Raw genomic sequence first — 17,069 nt, forward strand, 5'->3', positions numbered from 1 at the left:
CCTATTGATTAGAAAATAGCTATGGACAAACAGCTGAAAGGCTTTCTTATTTTATTTCTTTTAATTCCATTTTGGGTAAAAGGACAGGAGTTAAGACAGGAGTTTTTACTAGAACGTGATTGGCGTTTTTTTAAAGGAGAAGTGGAAGGTGCTTTTCATCCTTACTTTGATGATAGTCGTTGGCAAACAGTGACAATCCCACATGATTGGGCAATCTTTGGGCCTTTTGACCGGAATAATGATCTACAGGAAGTTGCGGTGACACAAAATGGGGAGAAAGCAGCTTCGGTAAAAACGGGTCGTACTGGGGGCTTGCCTTATGTAGGTGTAGGTTGGTATCGAAAATCTTTTGATGTACCTCAGTTTGTTAAAGGGAAAAAAAGTGTCACAATAAAATTTGATGGCGCGATGAGTGAAGCGCGTGTTTATGTAAATGGAAAAGAGGTTTGTTTTTGGCCATATGGATATAATTCCTTTTATTGTGATGTCTCTGATGCTATTCATGTTGATGGAAAGGCAAATGAACTTGCTGTAAGACTTGAAAATAAACCTCAATCTTCTCGCTGGTATCCTGGGGCAGGTCTTTATAGAAATGTACATTTAGTAGTAACGGAGAACGTACATGTGCCTATTTGGGGCACTTATATTACAACTCCTTTTGTTTCCGAAGCTACAGCTGCTATTCGGTTAGAGACCAAATTGCAAGGTGCTTCAGGAAAGAAAGTGAGAGTGGTTACAGATATATTAAATAGCGAAGGTAAGGTTGTTGCACATAAGGACAATCAACAGAAAATGAGCTATGATCGACCATTTATACAAAATTTTGAGGTATTGAATCCGTCACTTTGGAGTCCTGAAGCCCCTAGTTTATACCAAGCTTATTCTAAAATCTATGTAGATGAGGTGTTAGTTGATCATTATCAAACGCAATTTGGCATTCGAGATGTAAAGTTTATCGCCGATAAAGGTTTTTTCTTAAATGGTAAATTGAGGAAGTTTCAAGGTGTGTGTAACCACCACGATTTAGGGCCTTTGGGTGCCGCAATTAATGTATCCGCACTTCGCTATCAGTTGGAATTATTGAAAGATATGGGCTGTGATGCGGTTAGGACTTCGCACAATATGCCTGCTCCGGAGTTGGTATCACTGTGTGATGAATTGGGATTGATGATGATGATTGAGCCTTTTGATGAATGGGAGATTGCGAAATGTACGAATGGTTACCATCGCTTTTTTGAAGAATGGGCAGAAAAGGATATGATCAATATGCTGCATCAGTTTCGAAATAATCCCTCCGTTGTGATGTGGAGTATTGGTAACGAAGTGCCTACGCAATGTCGGGCAGATGGTTATAAAGTTGCTTCATTTTTGCAGGAAATATGCCATCGAGAGGATCCTACTAGACCTGTTACCTGTGGAATGGATCAGGTAAGTTGTGTGCTTGAAAATGGATTTGCTAGTTTATTGGATATTCCTGGGCTAAATTATCGTACGCAACGTTATCAAGAAAGTTATGCGAAGTTGCCACAAAATCTAGTACTTGGATCTGAGACAGCCTCCACTGTAAGTTCAAGAGGAATCTATAAATTTCCTGTAGAAAAGAAGGGGGATGCCTTATATGCCGATCACCAGTCGTCATCTTACGACGTAGAACATTGCTCTTGGTCCAATCTTCCTGATGAAGATTTTGCGCTAGCTGAGGATTATCCGTGGACTATAGGGCAGTTTGTTTGGACTGGATTTGATTACCTTGGAGAACCGTCGCCTTACGATAAGGATTCATGGCCAAATCACAGTTCTATGTTTGGAATTATTGATTTAGCAAGTATTCCAAAGGATCGTTATTACCTGTATCGAAGCGTGTGGAATAAAAACGAAAATACACTTCATGTTCTACCTCATTGGACCTGGCCCGATCGTATTGGACAGAAGACTCCCGTTTTTGTTTATACCAATTATCCTAAGGCTGAACTTTTTATTAATGGAAAAAGTCAAGGGATTCAAGAGAAAAGTCATGAAAGCCAATTACATCGTTATCGTTTGATGTGGATGGAAGCGGTATATGAGCCTGGAGAAATTAAAGTTGTTGCGTATGACGCCAAAGGTGAAATTGCGGAGGAGAAGACGATACAAACGGCTGGAAAACCCTATCAGCTGCTTTTGGAACCTGTTCAAAAGACGATTAAGGCTGATGGGAAAGCGCTAACATACATACGCGTAAAAGCCGTGGATAAGGCGGGAAATCTCTGTCCGTTTGATAGTTCTTTAGTTAATTTTGAAATTAACGGAGTTGGTGTCTATAAGGCCGCAGCGAATGGCGATGCAACTTGTCTCGATCCATTTCATTTGCCGAAAATGCATCTCTTTAGTGGACAACTAACTTGTATTGTACAGGCTACTGATAAAGAAGGTCGTATAGAAGTACGAGCAAAGGCAAAAGGTTTGAGAGAAGGGAAGGTAGAAATTATAGCAAACAAGTAAAATACATAAAAACCTACTATGTGTTGTTTTGTTTAAGGGATAGATAGAATAAAATAATGGGATCTACAGCACAAATTCGCTACGATATTGTTTTTCTACGTTGTATCGCTATTTTGGCTGTGATCTGCTATCACTTTAAGTTGCCTCTTTTGAAAGATGGATATGCTGGAGTTGATATCTTTTTTGTTATTTCTGGATACCTTATAACCGCAATAATAGGTAAGAATGATCGAGAAACGAACGTTAATCTTCTTGATTTTTTTTACAGACGGCTAGCAAAGATATTGCCGCCTTTATTGGGGCTTATTTTTGTTTTTTCAGTTCTCATAGGCTTTATACTTCCTTTTAAGCTGTATGATTTTGGCCGGTTTGCGTTCGCAAGTAGTTTATTTTTCTCCAATATCTATTACTATTTGGGTGCTGGGTATTTTATGCCATCCTCGCAATTGAATTTTCTTTTGCATACTTGGTCGCTTTCGCTTGAACTACAGTTTTATGTTAGTTATCCGCTGTTGTTACTTTTATTTCGTTGGTGGAATAAAAGAAAAAAGGTGCCACTTTCTTATTTTATTTACGTTTTAGCGGGAATGTCCGTAATACTGATGTATTGTTGTGGGCAAAAAGACCAGTCTTTGGCATTTTATATGTATCCTACACGTCTTTGGGAGTTTTGTATAGGTGCTCTTGCATTTGTTTATCGGGAAAACGTATTTGTCAGATTTAGCATTGCCAGACGAAATATGCTGGGCGCTGTCTTTCTTGGGATGCTTATTTTTTCAATATCGGGAATTCTATCTTTGGGTAAAATGGGCTGGCCATCTTTCTTGACAATCATACCTACTGTTTGTACCGGCATTATTATTTGTATAGCTCCCGATATTTCTCTTTTTAAAAATAGGTTTATCGTATTTATAGCCAAAATATCATACTCTTGGTATTTGTGGCATTGGCCGATTATTGTATTCGCCACTTACCTTTCTTGGCCCGAAACTTTATGGAGTAAGCTGGCCTATTGTATTGGTTCTTTTTTTCTAAGTGTGATCGCATATACTATTTTTGAACAAAATAGAATCCTACGTAAACCGAAGATAATGTTGATTAGTGCTTTAACAGCAATTGGAATGGTCTATTCTTTTACACAGATATTCCAAACGGGTTTTCCGCTAGATAAACAGCTGGCCAAGTTGTACAATTTTTACAGAAATTACCCAACGGTACAGGCACCTTCCCAATTTCATTTTGGCCAGGGACATTTACTAGCCAGTGCTGATTTTGGAAAAGTAGATACAAATTTACTGCTTCAATTTTCCGATAGTTTGGATAATTATCTTCTTTTGGGGGATTGCCACGCAGGGATGTTTTCACACACGTTAATGGAATTAGCACAAAAAAATAATGTGAATCTGCTACAAGCAACAGGAGATGAGACTTTCCCCGCGCCAAATGTTACATCGCTTTATGCTGGGCCGGAACAGTTGGTGCATTATCTTTATGAGAGTTATCTTCCAATGTATGGTAAAAGGATAAAAAAAGTAATTTTAATGGCAAATTATGTAGACTATACGAAAGCGCAGCTAGAGACCTATCTTCGTCGTGTGCAGGGCTATTTTCGGCCAATGAATATCCCGGTAGTCTATATTGGACAGACGGAAAGTTACACTATAGAGTATCCCATTATTGAGAGTTTGCGCCTGAAATTTGGTGTCAATCCCACTGATTATCTTGTGCCTTCGCGTCGTAACGTTAATGAATATATGAAGAAATCCCCCTTCGTAAACGCATACATCGACCTTTATCAGTCCCCTGATATACAACAGACGAATGCAAAAGAGACATATCTGTATGATGCAGATCATTTCTCCATCTTTGGAACAAATCAATATGCTGCCCAGCTTGAAGAGGTTATATTTTTAGATAAGTAGCTGCCTTGAATTTGTTGTCTCCCATCGTGAAATGAAATCGTTAGTTAATAGTTTGTGTGCGTCGCTCTATATGCACACAGGTTCTTACTAAATGCTTACCTTGTTTTGCGAATATGGACATTCTTTAGAATGGATTAAGCACTCTTTGCTTGAACAGTTTCTTCATTGACACTTTTACCAAAAAATCCATATAATATAAGTCCTAAAAGTAGAACCAAAACTATTTTTCCGCCATATCTGGTGTAAAAAGGCAGGGATAGCAATTTATCTTTATCAATTTTGTTCGCAAGTAGTATATCTTCAAGTTGTGCGTCGGTCAATTCGTAGTATACGTCTGCGCCATCTGTTGTCAGTACAAGTTTCGGTTCTTTGGTAATCCAAGCAGGAATAATCCAAGCGATGTTGAACTCTTGGTGGAGTCTTGCCAAATCTAGGTACACGGAAGTACTTTCCTTTTCTTTATATTCTTCTGAATCAGGTAAATTTGCCACTATTTCTAACTTGTCTATCTTTCCAAAAGGAATTCGAGCTTTTGCTTTTAATGTATTTGTAACAAGCAAAGTGAGCGCCATCAGGATGATCGTTTTCATACGTTTCTAAATATTATTTATAATTGTTCTGTTACTAGACTGTTATTGTTAGCGTCAAATAATTTTGTTCTTGTGGTAAACAAGAATCGTGCTAGTTATCACTGTTAATTATAAAAAACATATAGGACTATTATAATAACTTGAAGAGACCTTATGTGGAATCGAAAAATATCGCTATAGCGTCTATTGAAAATGGTTAATGTTCTCCATACCCTACATCATCTAGTTTTCCTTTAAAAACGCGAAATTGTATGAAAAAATAAAGTACAACCAGAATGAGAGCAATAATGAACCAGTAGAGACCAATAGAAAGACCATACGATTCGGCAGCTGCATTTTCGATAGTCAACGAAGGATTTAGGCTGTTTGTTGAAGGGAGAAGGGTTGGGAACATGGAAGCTGCGGTGGTACCGAAACTTCCTAAAATGAACAGGGTGGAGCAGAGGAAACCTGCACCATCATGTTTAAACTTTCGAATATAAAACTGTCCAATGAGACCGCTTAGGCCGATAATTGGGAATATCCATAGCCAATAATGTTTTTCAAAGTTAGTGAGTGCAATAGGTTTTACATAAAACCATAAACTTGCTGATACAACGACAAGAAACAGGAGTAGAAAGTTCAGTTTAAAGATAAGCTGGCGCAATCTGACGTTTATTTTTGAGCGGGTTTTCAACAGAATCCAGTTTGCACCATGTATAGTAAGTGTGACAACGGATACAAGACCTAAAGTAATGGTAAACCAATCTATTATCCCTTGATGATCAGCAAGAGGATCGAACGTTGGATTCCATAATGCCAAAAAGAAATACTGGGGCTCTTGTTGAGAGATTCCATTTTCAACCATCCCTAGATTGACTCCACGAACGACATTTCCTAATGCTGCGCCTAAAAATAGGGCTAAAAGAAAACTTGCGATTCCAAAAGCCTTATCCCATAAACGTTCCCAAAGTCTGTTATGTACTTGTCCGCGTAACTCTAAGCCTATTGCCCGAAAAATAAGTAGCCATAATACGAGCATCAAAGGGAGATAAAAGCCACTAAAAGATGATGCATAGAGTGTAGGAAACGCAAAGAAAAGTACACCTCCAGAGGCGATCAGCCAGACTTCGTTCGCATCCCAAAAAGGGCCTATGGCATTTGTTATCGCTTTTCGCTCTTCGTCGTCTTTCGCAATAAAAAGGTGGACAATTCCTGCTCCAAAATCGTATCCATCAAGAACGATGTATATCGCTAACATACATACCAAAACAATAAACCAAAACATTTCCATATGCATAAATATTTAATGAGCCAATTGAGGATCGGGACCTTTACGTATAATTTTTAAAACCAATAACAAGAACAGTAGACCAAGGAGAATATATAAGCCTACAAAACCGAGTAAAGTAAATAATGTATTGCCAGAAGAAACTGTGGGTGATACACCGCTTGTCATTCGCATTAGATTGTATACGAGCCAGGGTTGTCTACCTAGTTCGGCCGTGTACCAACCCGCTGTATTGGCAATATATGGAAAAGGAATCATAAACATAAGGATCCATAGTATCCACTTGCTTTGGTAGAGTTTACGTCGATAAAGAAGAAAAGCCGCTACTAACATAATGCCGATAAAGATGGTGCCGAGACCAGCCATGATATGATAAGAATAATATAATCCCGGTACGTTTGTCGGATGAACACTGTCATCAAACTCGTTTAATCCTTTGATTTGTGCATCCCAACGTTGGTACGTTAAAAAGCTTAAAATGTTAGGGACTGCAATTTTATTATCCAATTTTTTGTTAATCATATCGGGTTGTCCAATCAACACAATTTCAGCACCACCATCTTCTGTATGGAAAATACCTTCCATAGCAGCAAAAGTAGCCGGTTGATATTTGACAACATTTTTTGCGGCAAGGTCTCCTGTAGGGAATGCAACGGCGATAGAGGATATAACGCCGAAGATGACCCCGCTTCGCAAAAATATTTGACCAAAACGACGGTGTCTGTCACTCAATAGATAAAAAGCTCCTACCGAAGATATAAAGAATGAACTCGTAATTAAGGACCCTGCTTGATTGTGGAAATAGGATGGCAATACCCAGGGGTTTCTAAATAGTGCTCCGAAGTTGTTGAGTACGAATTTTCCATTTTCGAGTATTTCATAACCAACAGGATGTTGCATCCAGGAGTGTGTCGCAATAATGAGATAGCCGCTGGCCCAAGAGCCGATAAAAACCATCAAACCGGAGAGGAAATGCAATCGCTGACCTAGCAACTTTTCTCCGAAAATAAACATACCTAAAAAAGAAGACTCTAGAAAAAAAGAAAACATGCCCTCCATGGCCAGGGTCTGACCAATAATGCCTCCAGTACGTTCAGAGAACTTCGCCCAGTTTGTGCCAAATTGAAATTCCATTGGAATCCCTGTAACAACTCCCATCGCAAAATTTAAGGCGAAGATTTTCATCCAAAATTTTGCGGCGTAGTTATAGTCTTCCTTACCAGTCTTAAGAAAAACCCATTTAAAATAGACGATCATTAAAGATAACCCCATCGTAAGCTGAGGAAATAAGTAATGGAATGTGATTGTAAAGGCAAATTGAAGCCTATTATATAAAATCATATCCTCCATAGCTGTCTCTTTTAAGTTAATGCAACTAAATATATTGATTATTTAATATAATCGTTTTTATGAATCTATCTTACAAAAGAAAATGTATAGTTTAAAACTGTTCTAAATAAATGATGGCGAAACAAAAATTACTTATTGGGATGTGTATTTTTCTGATAATCCCAAGGAAATAGCCGGAAAATTGGGTTTTTATCGGCAGGAAATTGCGTACATATACCGCTATTGTTTTCTCGTAGAACTTTGAAGAAGGTCAACTGTTATCGCTATATATTAAGATGTACAACGATAATCTAAGGAGATATTTTATGGAACTAAAATTACAGAATCGTAGAATCAAAATTATTAAAAGTACAGAAGACCAAATAGGAACATTTTCAGAAGAGATATTTAAAGAGTGCGATGATAATGGGGATGTGCTATTGTCTTTTAAAGAAATTGAAGGGGCTTACAAAGCAAATCCAAATTATGAATTTTTACAAGGGCCCCGTGAAACATTATCACTTCGTTTTAGAGATAAACATTCTAATCAAGAGATACGTTTTATTGCTTCTGATTAAAAAGAAAGTGTATTTATAAAAAATCTTCACGGAATGGGGTGAATGCGTCAATTAGTTCTCCAGCCTCTAGGCATTCGCAGCCGTGTTGGGCTCCTGCTGGAATAATGCAGGTATCTCCCTGCTGCAGGATATGAATTTCACTTTCTATTGTATATCTAAATTTTCCTGCACTAACATAGGAGGTTTGTACATGCGGATGAGCGTGTAATTCTCCCACAGCTCCTGCCTCAAAACGTACTTTCACTACCATTAAGGCTTCATTGTGTGCCATAACCTTGCGTCGAACTCCTTTACCAAGTTCTATCCAGTTTACTTCATCGTCTTTGACAAATAGTTTTTCCATATTGTGGGTATTATAGTCAAATGTACAAACTTTGAAGTTAATCGTGGCTTAGAGCAAGCTTCGCAGAAAAATATTGATGATGGATATTTTAGATAAAAAAAGGGGAGGTATGAATCTCCCCTATATCGTTTGAATAATGAAACAAGTTTTCAATTGGCGTTGGCACTTTAAGTATTCACTATTAAACTAAGACAAAAATAAGAAATAAATTTCAAACAATTCTTCGAACAACAATTAAACTCCACAGCTTTCGGATCTATGCCTTAGATACACATGTGTATTCCCCCAATCCAAAGAGTTGAAAAAAACAATATATTTACAGTACGTAAACGTTTACCTTCGATTACTGTTAATTAAATCACAAAATAGGATTAGATTCTTAATGTGTAAGTTGACACCAAATAGAGGATGTATTTAATTTAGTCTATGAAATACGAAGAAATTTTACAGGATATAGAACCGTTTTTATTTAGACGCGTGAAGGAGCTGGGGACATATTCGACATTTTGTTTCCATGATCGGGGACATACCGAAGCTGTTGTAGAGGCGGTAGAGGAAATGTCGGTATATTATAAGTTATCTTCTCAGGATCGCTTTATTGTTGTATGTGCAGCTTATTTTCATGATATAGGATATCTTTCGGGAGGGCCTGTTGGGCATGAACAACGGAGCGCAGATATAGCCGTGGAATTTCTGCAGAAACATCAAGTGCCAAAACAGGTGTCTGATCAAGTTGTCGCTTGCATATTAGCAACTAAAATGCCACAGATGCCTACCAACCTTTTGGAACAGATTATCTGTGATGCCGATTTGTATCATCTTGGAGGCGTTGATTTTGAAGAACGTAATAAATTGATGCGAAGAGAGGCTATAGAGTTGTTGGGTAAGTCTATTGATAAAGAGCTGTGGCGTGCCTCGACGATTAAATTACTTAGTAATCATCACTATCATACTGACTATGCGAAAGAAAGAAGGGACCAAGGTAAGGCACATAATCTTAAAGAACTTATGGATAAAGAGATAAAAGCTTCGTTGAAACAAGAAAGCAAAAAGAAAAATGAACAAAAAAATAACAAACCTGAGCGTGGTATAGAGACGATGTTCCGAATTACTTCGGCCAATAATCAGCGGTTGAGCGATATGGCGGATAACAAAGCTAATATTTTACTTACAGTAAATTCTATTATTCTTTCTGTTGTTGTCGCGGGGTTGTTTCGAAAATTGGACAGTAATGCACATCTGATTATCCCAACTTTCATATTGATTATCGCTGTGGTCTTAACCATTGTACTCGCTATTTTGTCGACAATTCCTAAGGTGCCAGGAGGTACATTTAAACCGGAACAAATTGAAAATAAATCAGCTAATTTATTGTTTTTCGGGAATTTCTATCGAATGCCTTTCGATCGGTATATGGATGGAATGGTAAAGGTAATGGAAGATCGTGAATTTTTGTATGGCATGATGACTCGCGATGTTTATTCGCAAGGAGTCGTGCTTGGGCGAAAATATAGATTGTTGCGCTATGCCTATGGTACCTTCATGTTTGGACTGGTACTGGCTATTTGTGCTTTTTTTATTTCGATTTTGACATATTAGTACTTCGATGATGAAATCAAGACATTTCTTTTCTTCCCTAATGAAACTTAGTTTTACAGGAATAGTAACACTTTTTTTTCTGAGCTGTCATCCACCGGTGAAAAAAGAGATCAAACGTGAATCGGGGAATATATCTTTTCCTTATTCTTGGGATCAGAAATCAAATTACGAAATGCCGAAGGATCTAGATGAAATCTCCGGTATAACGATCCTATCTCAAAGGCCGAATACCATTTTTGCTATTCAAGATGAAAAAGGGATTCTTTTTGCTTATGATTTAGTTCATCAAAAACTTATTGATAAACGTCCTTTCGCTGGAGATGGGGATTACGAAGATGTCACTTCAAATGGTGTGTTTTTTTTCGTGCTACGCAGTGACGGTGTAGTCTACAGTTTTCCTACGACAACGGAAGATCCCAAAAAAAATGTTTTACAACAAAAGAAACTGTTGCCTAAGGGCGAATATGAATCAATGAGTTACGATAGTGCAACTAATCAAATTTATGTGCTATGTAAAGAATGTAAAGTGGATCGAAAGAACGAAACTGTAACAGGTTATATATTTAAAATTCAAGATGATGGCCAGCTTGTAAGGGATAGCACCTTTAAAATAAAAATAAGTGCTTTGCGTAAATTGGATGACTCTTTATCTAAAACATTTAAACCTTCCGCTATGGCTCGTCATCTGCGCAATAATGAATGGTATGTTCTATCATCAATAGATCGATCTCTTGTGGTTTTAAATAATGATTTTGAACCTATTAAATTGCAACGCTTTGATCGATCTGTCTTTCAACAGCCTGAGGGTATGGTGTTTGATCACTCGTATAACTTGTATATAGCTACCGAAGCAGGGGGGCAAAAGAATGGTTGGATATTTAAAATCCAGGAACGTTGATATGAAGAACTTTATTGGGATTTTCCTGCTTTCATTTTTGTTTTATTTTAATCTTCTTGGACAAGAAGATGTTCTTAAACGTATCATTCTGATTGGAGACGCTGGAGAAATAAATCACAAGCAAGAAACCCTACTGGAAAGAGCTTCTGATATGATTTTATCAGCGAAAACAACGGTATTTTTCTTAGGCGATAATATATATCCTTTGGGTATGCCGGTAGATACGATTGGAAGAAAGGAAGCAGAGGAAATTCTGATGAAACAATTTACGCCTTTCCGCGAAAAGATAGTGCCCGTATATTTTCTAGCTGGGAACCATGATTGGGATAAATCTGGACCGCTAGGACTTGAGAAGGTCATTGCTCAGGAAGATTATTTGTACGAACAAAAGGATCCCGATTTACATTTTGTGCCCAAAGCGGGAAAGTTGGGGCCAATTGATATTCGATTGGGCAAGGGGCTGACTGCAATTGTTTACGATAGTGAATATTGGGTCTTTCCTCATCATAAGCAATCTGATCATGAAATTAGTCTTGAAAAAAACGTCTTCTTTCAGCAGATGGATAGTTTACTAAAAATTCATAAAGAAGATATTATACTTATACTGGCCCATCATCCTATGCTATCTTATGGTGAACATGGTTTAAAGTTTGCATGGAAACAACATGTTTTTCCGCTAACGGCTAAATGGCGATGGATGTACGTCACCTTACCGGTTGTAGGATCGATTTATCCAGTTCTCCGCTCTACCGTATTTAGTTCGGCAGAGGATCAAAAACATCCTATTTATCGAGATTTGATTAAGAGAATGACTAAGCTGCTTCACGATCACCCTAATGTAATCCTAGTATCAGGGCATGACCATGGTTTACAATATATAGAGAGTGATAATTTAAGACAAATCGTGAGTGGATCTGGAGCTAAGACATCAATGATTACAAACGCAAAAGACTTACTTTTTCGTTATGAAAAGCAGGGATTTTGTATCTTAGATTACTACAGTAATGGACATCTGAATGTCAAGTTTTATACTTATGAAAAAGGAAAGGTGTACGAAGCTTACAATAAGCTAATTTTGCCCCGATAGATTAGTAATGTATGGAAATGTGGATAAAATCGATAGCAATAAATAAACTCGTTAATACCGATGATGTATTACAAGAGTTGTCTTTTGATGCCTTACATCGACATTTAAACAATAGGAAGATAACAGCAAGCACTGGAGACGCAATTATAAAACTTGTTGCAGATCATATTGGACGTTTAGAACAGCAGTATGGGACATTGTCATCCGATAATCTAACTGATTTTAGTAGCGCGTTTTCACTAATTTATGGTTTATCCAATAATCTAACTGCTTTATCTTCTTCTGGGGCTTGGGGTATTGGTTTTCCAATTCCGACCAGCGTAATAGCTGGTACAGCTTCTTTATATCGGGATGTAGAGTTACCGTTAAGACCGTTAAAGAATAACGAATTAGAGTTTTTCTATAAAGAAATTAATTGGCCCAATAAAATACTCTACGCCTTAATATTGGATAGGCTCTATGGTATTCCTATGACCGTTCCACCATTTCTGTACGAATACGTTAATGAAGGTGGAGTGAAACGTTACTTTGAGCTTGAAGTGGATTTTTCTTTTGTTGATGTGGAAGCAAGACTACCACTTCCAAAAATTGATTTTTCCTGTATTCGGCATAAAGAGATTACAGAACACAGCGATATCGAGCCATTTCTGAAAAATTTCCCTTTGGAGAGTTTTAAGTTTAAAGGGTTTTCTATGCTGAAGTTAGAGGATTGTACAGAACGGTATGTTGCAGATAAAATTCAATATATCATTGCCAATCTAACAACCTATACAAGGAGTGTTTTATTTCAAGATATTGACGACTGTATAGCAAGTGTCATTGATAATAGGGATATAAAATGTACTTTATTTCCTATATTATATTTAAATGGCGTTCCTATTGTCAAAGCTGATGTCTCTTCCGAAAGTACATTATTCGACGAGTTGTCGGGTTTACAAGAACGTTTGGGATCTCAAGAGCTTATCCGTTATCTCGAATCTCCTTATATAATATCTTATGGATTTGAACAGGAACTTGAGGTTACCGATCCTTATTTTCTAAACAAAATTAAGGCAAACCAGAATGGTAGCTACGCTTGTTTCCCCTTAAAGCATAATCAAAACTTGGTTGGTTTTTTGGAGCTTTCTACTGGTATATCTACAAAAATGGATCGTTCGATATTTTCTCGACTGTCACCTTTTTATCCTTTGTTGACGCAGTTAGCATACGATCTTCGATTGGAATTTAAAAACCGTCTGGATGCGGTTATCATGCAACAGTTTACGGCTTTACAACCAGCTGTGCAATGGCGCTTCAACCAAGCGGCAGCAACATTTTTAAAAAATAAGGAAAATGAAGAAGGCACGCATTTATTACCAGAAGATATCGGCTTCACAGATGTCTATCCGCTATACGGGGCTATTGATGTTCGTGACTCCACCTTATTACGGAATTTAGCTTTCCGAAAGGATAATAAAAAACGTTTGGAACAACTTCAACAGATTTTTATTCATCCAAGTAAGTTCAATTTATCTGATAGACATGCTTTTGCAAGTTTCTTGAAAAGAATGGACATGGTAGATGGATGGTTGTTGACGGATAATGCAACAATACATATGCAAGATATTGTGCTTTTTTTCCAGGAGGAAGTTCCTACTTTTCTAAAGGCCTTAGAGGGAGGGGACCCTGTATTGGATGAACGTATAGCACGTTATCATATCCAAGGTCATCAAGATCACTATCAACAGGCATTTGAGAACTCATTGCAGCGTTTAAATGCGCTGATCAATGAAGAAATATTGGTGTTAAACGAATTAGTACAAAATACCTTTCCTTCTTATTTTGAAAAATTTAGAACGGATGGAATCGAGTATGATATTTATGTTGGACAGTCCATTTCGCCGATAGTAAGTTTTGACAAAAGTGTTGTAAATGAATTTCGTAGGCAACAGATTATCTCTATGGCCCGAATTTGCGAAAGGGTGTCGCAACTATCAGAATCTTTGCCGGTCACTTTATCTACAACACAACTTATTTTTGTTCATCCCACACGTATCGACATTAGTTTTAGACATGATGAAAAACGCTTTGATGTAGAGGGGGGATATAACATCCGTTATCAAGTTATTAAAAAGCGGATTGATAAGATTCTTATAAAGAACAAAAAAGAACGATTGGTACAACCCGGCAAGATTGCAATAGTAACCAATGGCTCGGTGGCATTTGATGAATTGCATCATGAATTGTATCAACTAGCCGAACTTGGAATACTGTCGAAAAAAATAGAATTGCTAGAACTTGAAGAACTACAAGGGGTAAGTGGTCTCAAAGCTTTTCGTGTGGAAGTGTGTTCAACTAAAAAATAAACCCAAAAAGATGCATAATTCGATGAAACAGTTTTTGATGCGGTCTTCTTTTTTGATTTTTTGTCTTCTTGCAAGCGAAGCGAAAAGTCAACAAAGAGATAGTGTGTTTGCACGAGTTGCCCCTGAATATGATACGGTTGGCATCTTTCGTCGTTTTTGGTTTGGGGATAGCTACCGGAAGCTGTATAACACGCCGGTTGAGATGCGCATATTGCATTTGGGAGAAGAACACGGAGGTTTGTCTGTTGTTAAGCTTGGAGGTGGTATGCAAACGCAGTCTTTACGTTTAGTCGATGCGCAGGGAAGAGAATGGGTATTACGTTCTATCCAAAAATATCCGGAGCGGAGTTTGCCTGAAAACCTGCGCCATACGATTGTTAAAGATATTGTGCAAGATCAGATTTCGATTACACATCCTTTTGGAGCGTTGACGGTACCTCCATTCAACGTCGCTTTGGATATCCCGCATGCAAGTCCAGAGCTGGTATTTGTTGGAGATGATGAGCATCTAGGAGAATATAGATCCATTTTTAAAAATAGACCCTATATGTTCGAACCGAGGATGCCTTTTGAAGATTCTAAAACCGATAATACACAAAAGGTCATACGAAAAGCGCTGGCGGATAATGATACACAGATAGAGCAGCGACTTACCTTGCGTGCACGATTACTTGACATGATTTTAGGAGATTGGGACAGGCATGAAGATAATTGGAGATGGGATCCTGAAAAAGAAAAGGGGAAGCGTATTTATACACCCGTACCTCGAGATAGGGACAAGGTCTATTATAAAACATCGGGTGTTTTACCTGTTCTTTTATCGAAACAATGGCTGAAAGCACATTTGCAACCTTTTAGTCCACATATTCGAAATGTCTCTCACTGGAATTTTAACGCGAGGCATTTTGATCGTTTCTTTCTCACACATTTGGACGAAAAGGATTGGAAAAAAGAAATCAAGTTTATGCAGAAAACGCTTTCCGATTCTCTGATAGAGGGAGCTATAGCACAAATGCCTGATACCATTGTAGCGCTAAGCGGAGGTGAACTAATTCATAATATTAAATCTAGACGTGACGAGCTGAACCAAATAGGAATTGACTATTATCATGCGTTAGCTAGGGTTATTGATATTCCATTGTCCGCTAAAAATGAATTCGTAGACCTCGACTATAATAAAGATGGAAGCATATCATTAAAAGTGCTAAACAAAAAGAAAGACGGTTCTGAAGGTAGAGAACTAATTAAAAGGAAATTTACGCCCAATGAAACCAAAGAATTGAGAATTTATGGAATTGATGGTGAAGATGTCTACAATGTTCATGGTAGTGGAAAAAGCCCAATAAAAGTTCGGGTAATTGGAGGAAAAGGGTACGACAATTATACCTTTAAAAATAATTTCCGGAACGGCAGAAGGTTATTTTTGTACGAGGATAGTGATCGTCAAGCCAATGATCTTGATCTAAAGCAGGGGATCCGATACCGATTAAAAAAAGATACTGCTGTACATAATTTTGTGTATGATGCCTTTGCCTATGATCGTAGGGGGATGCTCGTTGATCTAAATTATGGTGTGGATAGGGGATTGATCTTTGGTTTGGGGTATATTATTGAAAATCAAGGTTTCAGAAAAAAAGGATATGCAACTAAACATATATTTAAGGCAAGTTATCTGACGGGTAGAGAATCCTTTATACTTGGGTATGATGGGGCTTTTCGATCCATCGTTGGGGAACAGGATCTACTTATAAATGTCGAATCTGAAGGTCCGAGAAATTTAGCAAATTTCTTTGGGTTTGGTAATGAGACGAGATTTGAAAAAGGGGAAGGAAAAGGTATTCGTTATTACCGTAATCGGTATGATTTGGCTTCGGCGGAGGTGTTATTAGACTTTAATCCAGTAAAGGAGCTGCACATTAAATATGGCTCTCTTTCTACATTTTATAACAGTAGTGAGGAAGCAAACAATGGTCGTTTCTTTCAAGATTTTCATGCTTCTCAGCCTGATGTTGGCGTGTTTGGAACAAAATTCTTTACTGGGGCGAGTGTTAGTTTGGACTACGATAGTCGTGATCAAAAAGATAATGCTAAGAAAGGTATTCATTGGCTTTCTAAATTACATTGGCAAGGAGAAATTGGAGGAGATCAGCGTAATCATGTTTATCTCTCAAATGCATTTAGCTTTTATAAAAGTTTATTTAACGAACGATTTGTTTTTGCAAATAGAACAGGATTAGATGCGGTTTGGGGAAATCCTTATTTTTTTCAATATGCGCAGCTAGGGGGCGAAAGAAATTTACGTGGTTATAATTCGCGTCGTTTCACGGGGAATACTATGGCTTATAACAATGCAGAACTTCGTGCCAAGTTATTCAGCTTTGATTCCTATCTTGTTCCAGGTACAGTTGGTTTAATCGGATTTTATGACATCGGTCGCGTGTGGGAAAAAAATGAAAGGTCAAAGACCTGGCATCAGGGCTATGGAGGAGGTCTTTACCTCATACCTGCTGATCTAATGGTCATTCAGGCGGCTTGGGGTATTTCAAAAGAAGCTGTTTTACCCTATATTAATATTGGACTTCGTTTTTAATAAGTAATTATATCGTGGGAGGAGCGTGGTGAATCGG

Annotated in this window: 12 protein-coding genes; 8 read left to right on the forward strand and 4 right to left on the reverse strand. The window is 37.8% G+C overall.

What is annotated here, in order from left to right; all coding sequences use genetic code 11:
* Positions 1 to 21 precede the first annotated feature (21 nt).
* A complete protein-coding gene (locus ACSZOX_RS19860) occupies positions 22 to 2,481 on the forward strand; it encodes a glycoside hydrolase family 2 TIM barrel-domain containing protein (protein ID WP_437921937.1) in 2,460 nt (819 codons plus the stop codon).
* 56 nt (positions 2,482 to 2,537) lie between these two features.
* Complete coding sequence (locus tag ACSZOX_RS19865; protein WP_437921938.1) at positions 2,538 to 4,403, forward strand: acyltransferase family protein; 1,866 nt, start codon at positions 2,538 to 2,540, stop codon at positions 4,401 to 4,403.
* Positions 4,404 to 4,537: 134 nt separating this feature from the next.
* On the opposite strand, the gene ACSZOX_RS19870 is transcribed toward ACSZOX_RS19865, so the two are convergent.
* The 3 genes from ACSZOX_RS19870 to ACSZOX_RS19880 all read right to left on the reverse strand — a co-directional run bounded on the left by ACSZOX_RS19870 (position 4,538) and on the right by ACSZOX_RS19880 (position 7,613).
* Positions 4,538 to 4,993, reverse strand: a complete 456-nt coding sequence (locus tag ACSZOX_RS19870; RefSeq protein WP_437921939.1) for a hypothetical protein — start codon at positions 4,991 to 4,993, stop codon at positions 4,538 to 4,540.
* Positions 4,994 to 5,189: 196 nt separating this feature from the next.
* Positions 5,190 to 6,266 (reverse strand): cytochrome d ubiquinol oxidase subunit II, encoded by a 1,077-nt coding sequence (gene cydB, locus ACSZOX_RS19875; protein WP_437921940.1) that lies wholly within the window; start codon positions 6,264 to 6,266, stop codon positions 5,190 to 5,192.
* Between the two features lie 12 nt (positions 6,267 to 6,278).
* On the reverse strand, positions 6,279 to 7,613 hold the full coding sequence (locus tag ACSZOX_RS19880; RefSeq protein ID WP_437921941.1) for a cytochrome ubiquinol oxidase subunit I: 1,335 nt from the start codon (positions 7,611 to 7,613) through the stop codon (positions 6,279 to 6,281).
* A gap of 305 nt (positions 7,614 to 7,918) precedes the next feature.
* On the opposite strand from ACSZOX_RS19880, the gene ACSZOX_RS19885 reads away from it, so the two are divergent.
* The gene (locus tag ACSZOX_RS19885) at positions 7,919 to 8,170 is read left to right on the forward strand and encodes a hypothetical protein (protein WP_437921942.1); all 252 of its coding nucleotides are present in this window, start codon (positions 7,919 to 7,921) and stop codon (positions 8,168 to 8,170) included.
* Between the two features lie 13 nt (positions 8,171 to 8,183).
* Here ACSZOX_RS19885 and ACSZOX_RS19890 read toward each other — a convergent pair whose 3' ends face one another.
* Positions 8,184 to 8,513, reverse strand: a complete 330-nt coding sequence (locus ACSZOX_RS19890) for a cupin domain-containing protein (RefSeq protein WP_437921943.1) — start codon at positions 8,511 to 8,513, stop codon at positions 8,184 to 8,186.
* Positions 8,514 to 8,939: 426 nt separating this feature from the next.
* Here ACSZOX_RS19890 and ACSZOX_RS19895 point away from each other — a divergent pair, with 426 nt between their 5' ends.
* The 5 genes from ACSZOX_RS19895 to ACSZOX_RS19915 are packed head-to-tail and all read left to right on the forward strand — an operon-like array spanning position 8,940 to position 17,032.
* Positions 8,940 to 10,112, forward strand: coding sequence for a Pycsar system effector family protein (locus ACSZOX_RS19895; RefSeq protein WP_437921944.1), 1,173 nt, complete (start codon positions 8,940 to 8,942; stop codon positions 10,110 to 10,112).
* A gap of 7 nt (positions 10,113 to 10,119) precedes the next feature.
* Positions 10,120 to 11,010, forward strand: a complete 891-nt coding sequence (locus tag ACSZOX_RS19900) for an SdiA-regulated domain-containing protein (protein WP_437921945.1) — start codon at positions 10,120 to 10,122, stop codon at positions 11,008 to 11,010.
* A 1-nt stretch (position 11,011) separates the two neighbouring features.
* Positions 11,012 to 12,097: a metallophosphoesterase gene (locus ACSZOX_RS19905; protein ID WP_437921946.1), complete on the forward strand. Its 1,086-nt coding sequence runs from the start codon at positions 11,012 to 11,014 to the stop codon at positions 12,095 to 12,097.
* A gap of 11 nt (positions 12,098 to 12,108) precedes the next feature.
* Positions 12,109 to 14,442, forward strand: a complete 2,334-nt coding sequence (locus tag ACSZOX_RS19910) for a hypothetical protein (RefSeq protein WP_437921947.1) — start codon at positions 12,109 to 12,111, stop codon at positions 14,440 to 14,442.
* A 22-nt stretch (positions 14,443 to 14,464) separates the two neighbouring features.
* Positions 14,465 to 17,032, forward strand: a complete 2,568-nt coding sequence (locus ACSZOX_RS19915; RefSeq protein WP_437921948.1) for a BamA/TamA family outer membrane protein — start codon at positions 14,465 to 14,467, stop codon at positions 17,030 to 17,032.
* Positions 17,033 to 17,069 lie beyond the last annotated feature (37 nt).

Origin of the sequence: Sphingobacterium sp. LRF_L2, from assembly GCF_965644235.1 — a bacterium.
GTDB lineage: Bacteria > Bacteroidota > Bacteroidia > Sphingobacteriales > Sphingobacteriaceae > Sphingobacterium.

What these genes read in the sequence shown, in the direction of transcription:
- ACSZOX_RS19890 (WP_437921943.1), bottom strand. Translation starts at nt 8,513, where the DNA reads ATGGAAAAACTATTTGTCAAAGACGATGAAGTAAACTGGATAGAACTT.
- cydB (WP_437921940.1), bottom strand. Translation starts at nt 6,266, where the DNA reads ATGGAAATGTTTTGGTTTATTGTTTTGGTATGTATGTTAGCGATATAC.
- ACSZOX_RS19860 (WP_437921937.1), top strand. Translation starts at nt 22, where the DNA reads ATGGACAAACAGCTGAAAGGCTTTCTTATTTTATTTCTTTTAATTCCA.
- ACSZOX_RS19885 (WP_437921942.1), top strand. Translation starts at nt 7,919, where the DNA reads ATGGAACTAAAATTACAGAATCGTAGAATCAAAATTATTAAAAGTACA.
- ACSZOX_RS19905 (WP_437921946.1), top strand. Translation starts at nt 11,012, where the DNA reads ATGAAGAACTTTATTGGGATTTTCCTGCTTTCATTTTTGTTTTATTTT.
- ACSZOX_RS19865 (WP_437921938.1), top strand. Translation starts at nt 2,538, where the DNA reads ATGGGATCTACAGCACAAATTCGCTACGATATTGTTTTTCTACGTTGT.
- ACSZOX_RS19895 (WP_437921944.1), top strand. Translation starts at nt 8,940, where the DNA reads ATGAAATACGAAGAAATTTTACAGGATATAGAACCGTTTTTATTTAGA.
- ACSZOX_RS19870 (WP_437921939.1), bottom strand. Translation starts at nt 4,993, where the DNA reads ATGAAAACGATCATCCTGATGGCGCTCACTTTGCTTGTTACAAATACA.
- ACSZOX_RS19910 (WP_437921947.1), top strand. Translation starts at nt 12,109, where the DNA reads ATGGAAATGTGGATAAAATCGATAGCAATAAATAAACTCGTTAATACC.
- ACSZOX_RS19880 (WP_437921941.1), bottom strand. Translation starts at nt 7,613, where the DNA reads ATGGAGGATATGATTTTATATAATAGGCTTCAATTTGCCTTTACAATC.
- ACSZOX_RS19915 (WP_437921948.1), top strand. Translation starts at nt 14,465, where the DNA reads ATGAAACAGTTTTTGATGCGGTCTTCTTTTTTGATTTTTTGTCTTCTT.
- ACSZOX_RS19900 (WP_437921945.1), top strand. Translation starts at nt 10,120, where the DNA reads ATGATGAAATCAAGACATTTCTTTTCTTCCCTAATGAAACTTAGTTTT.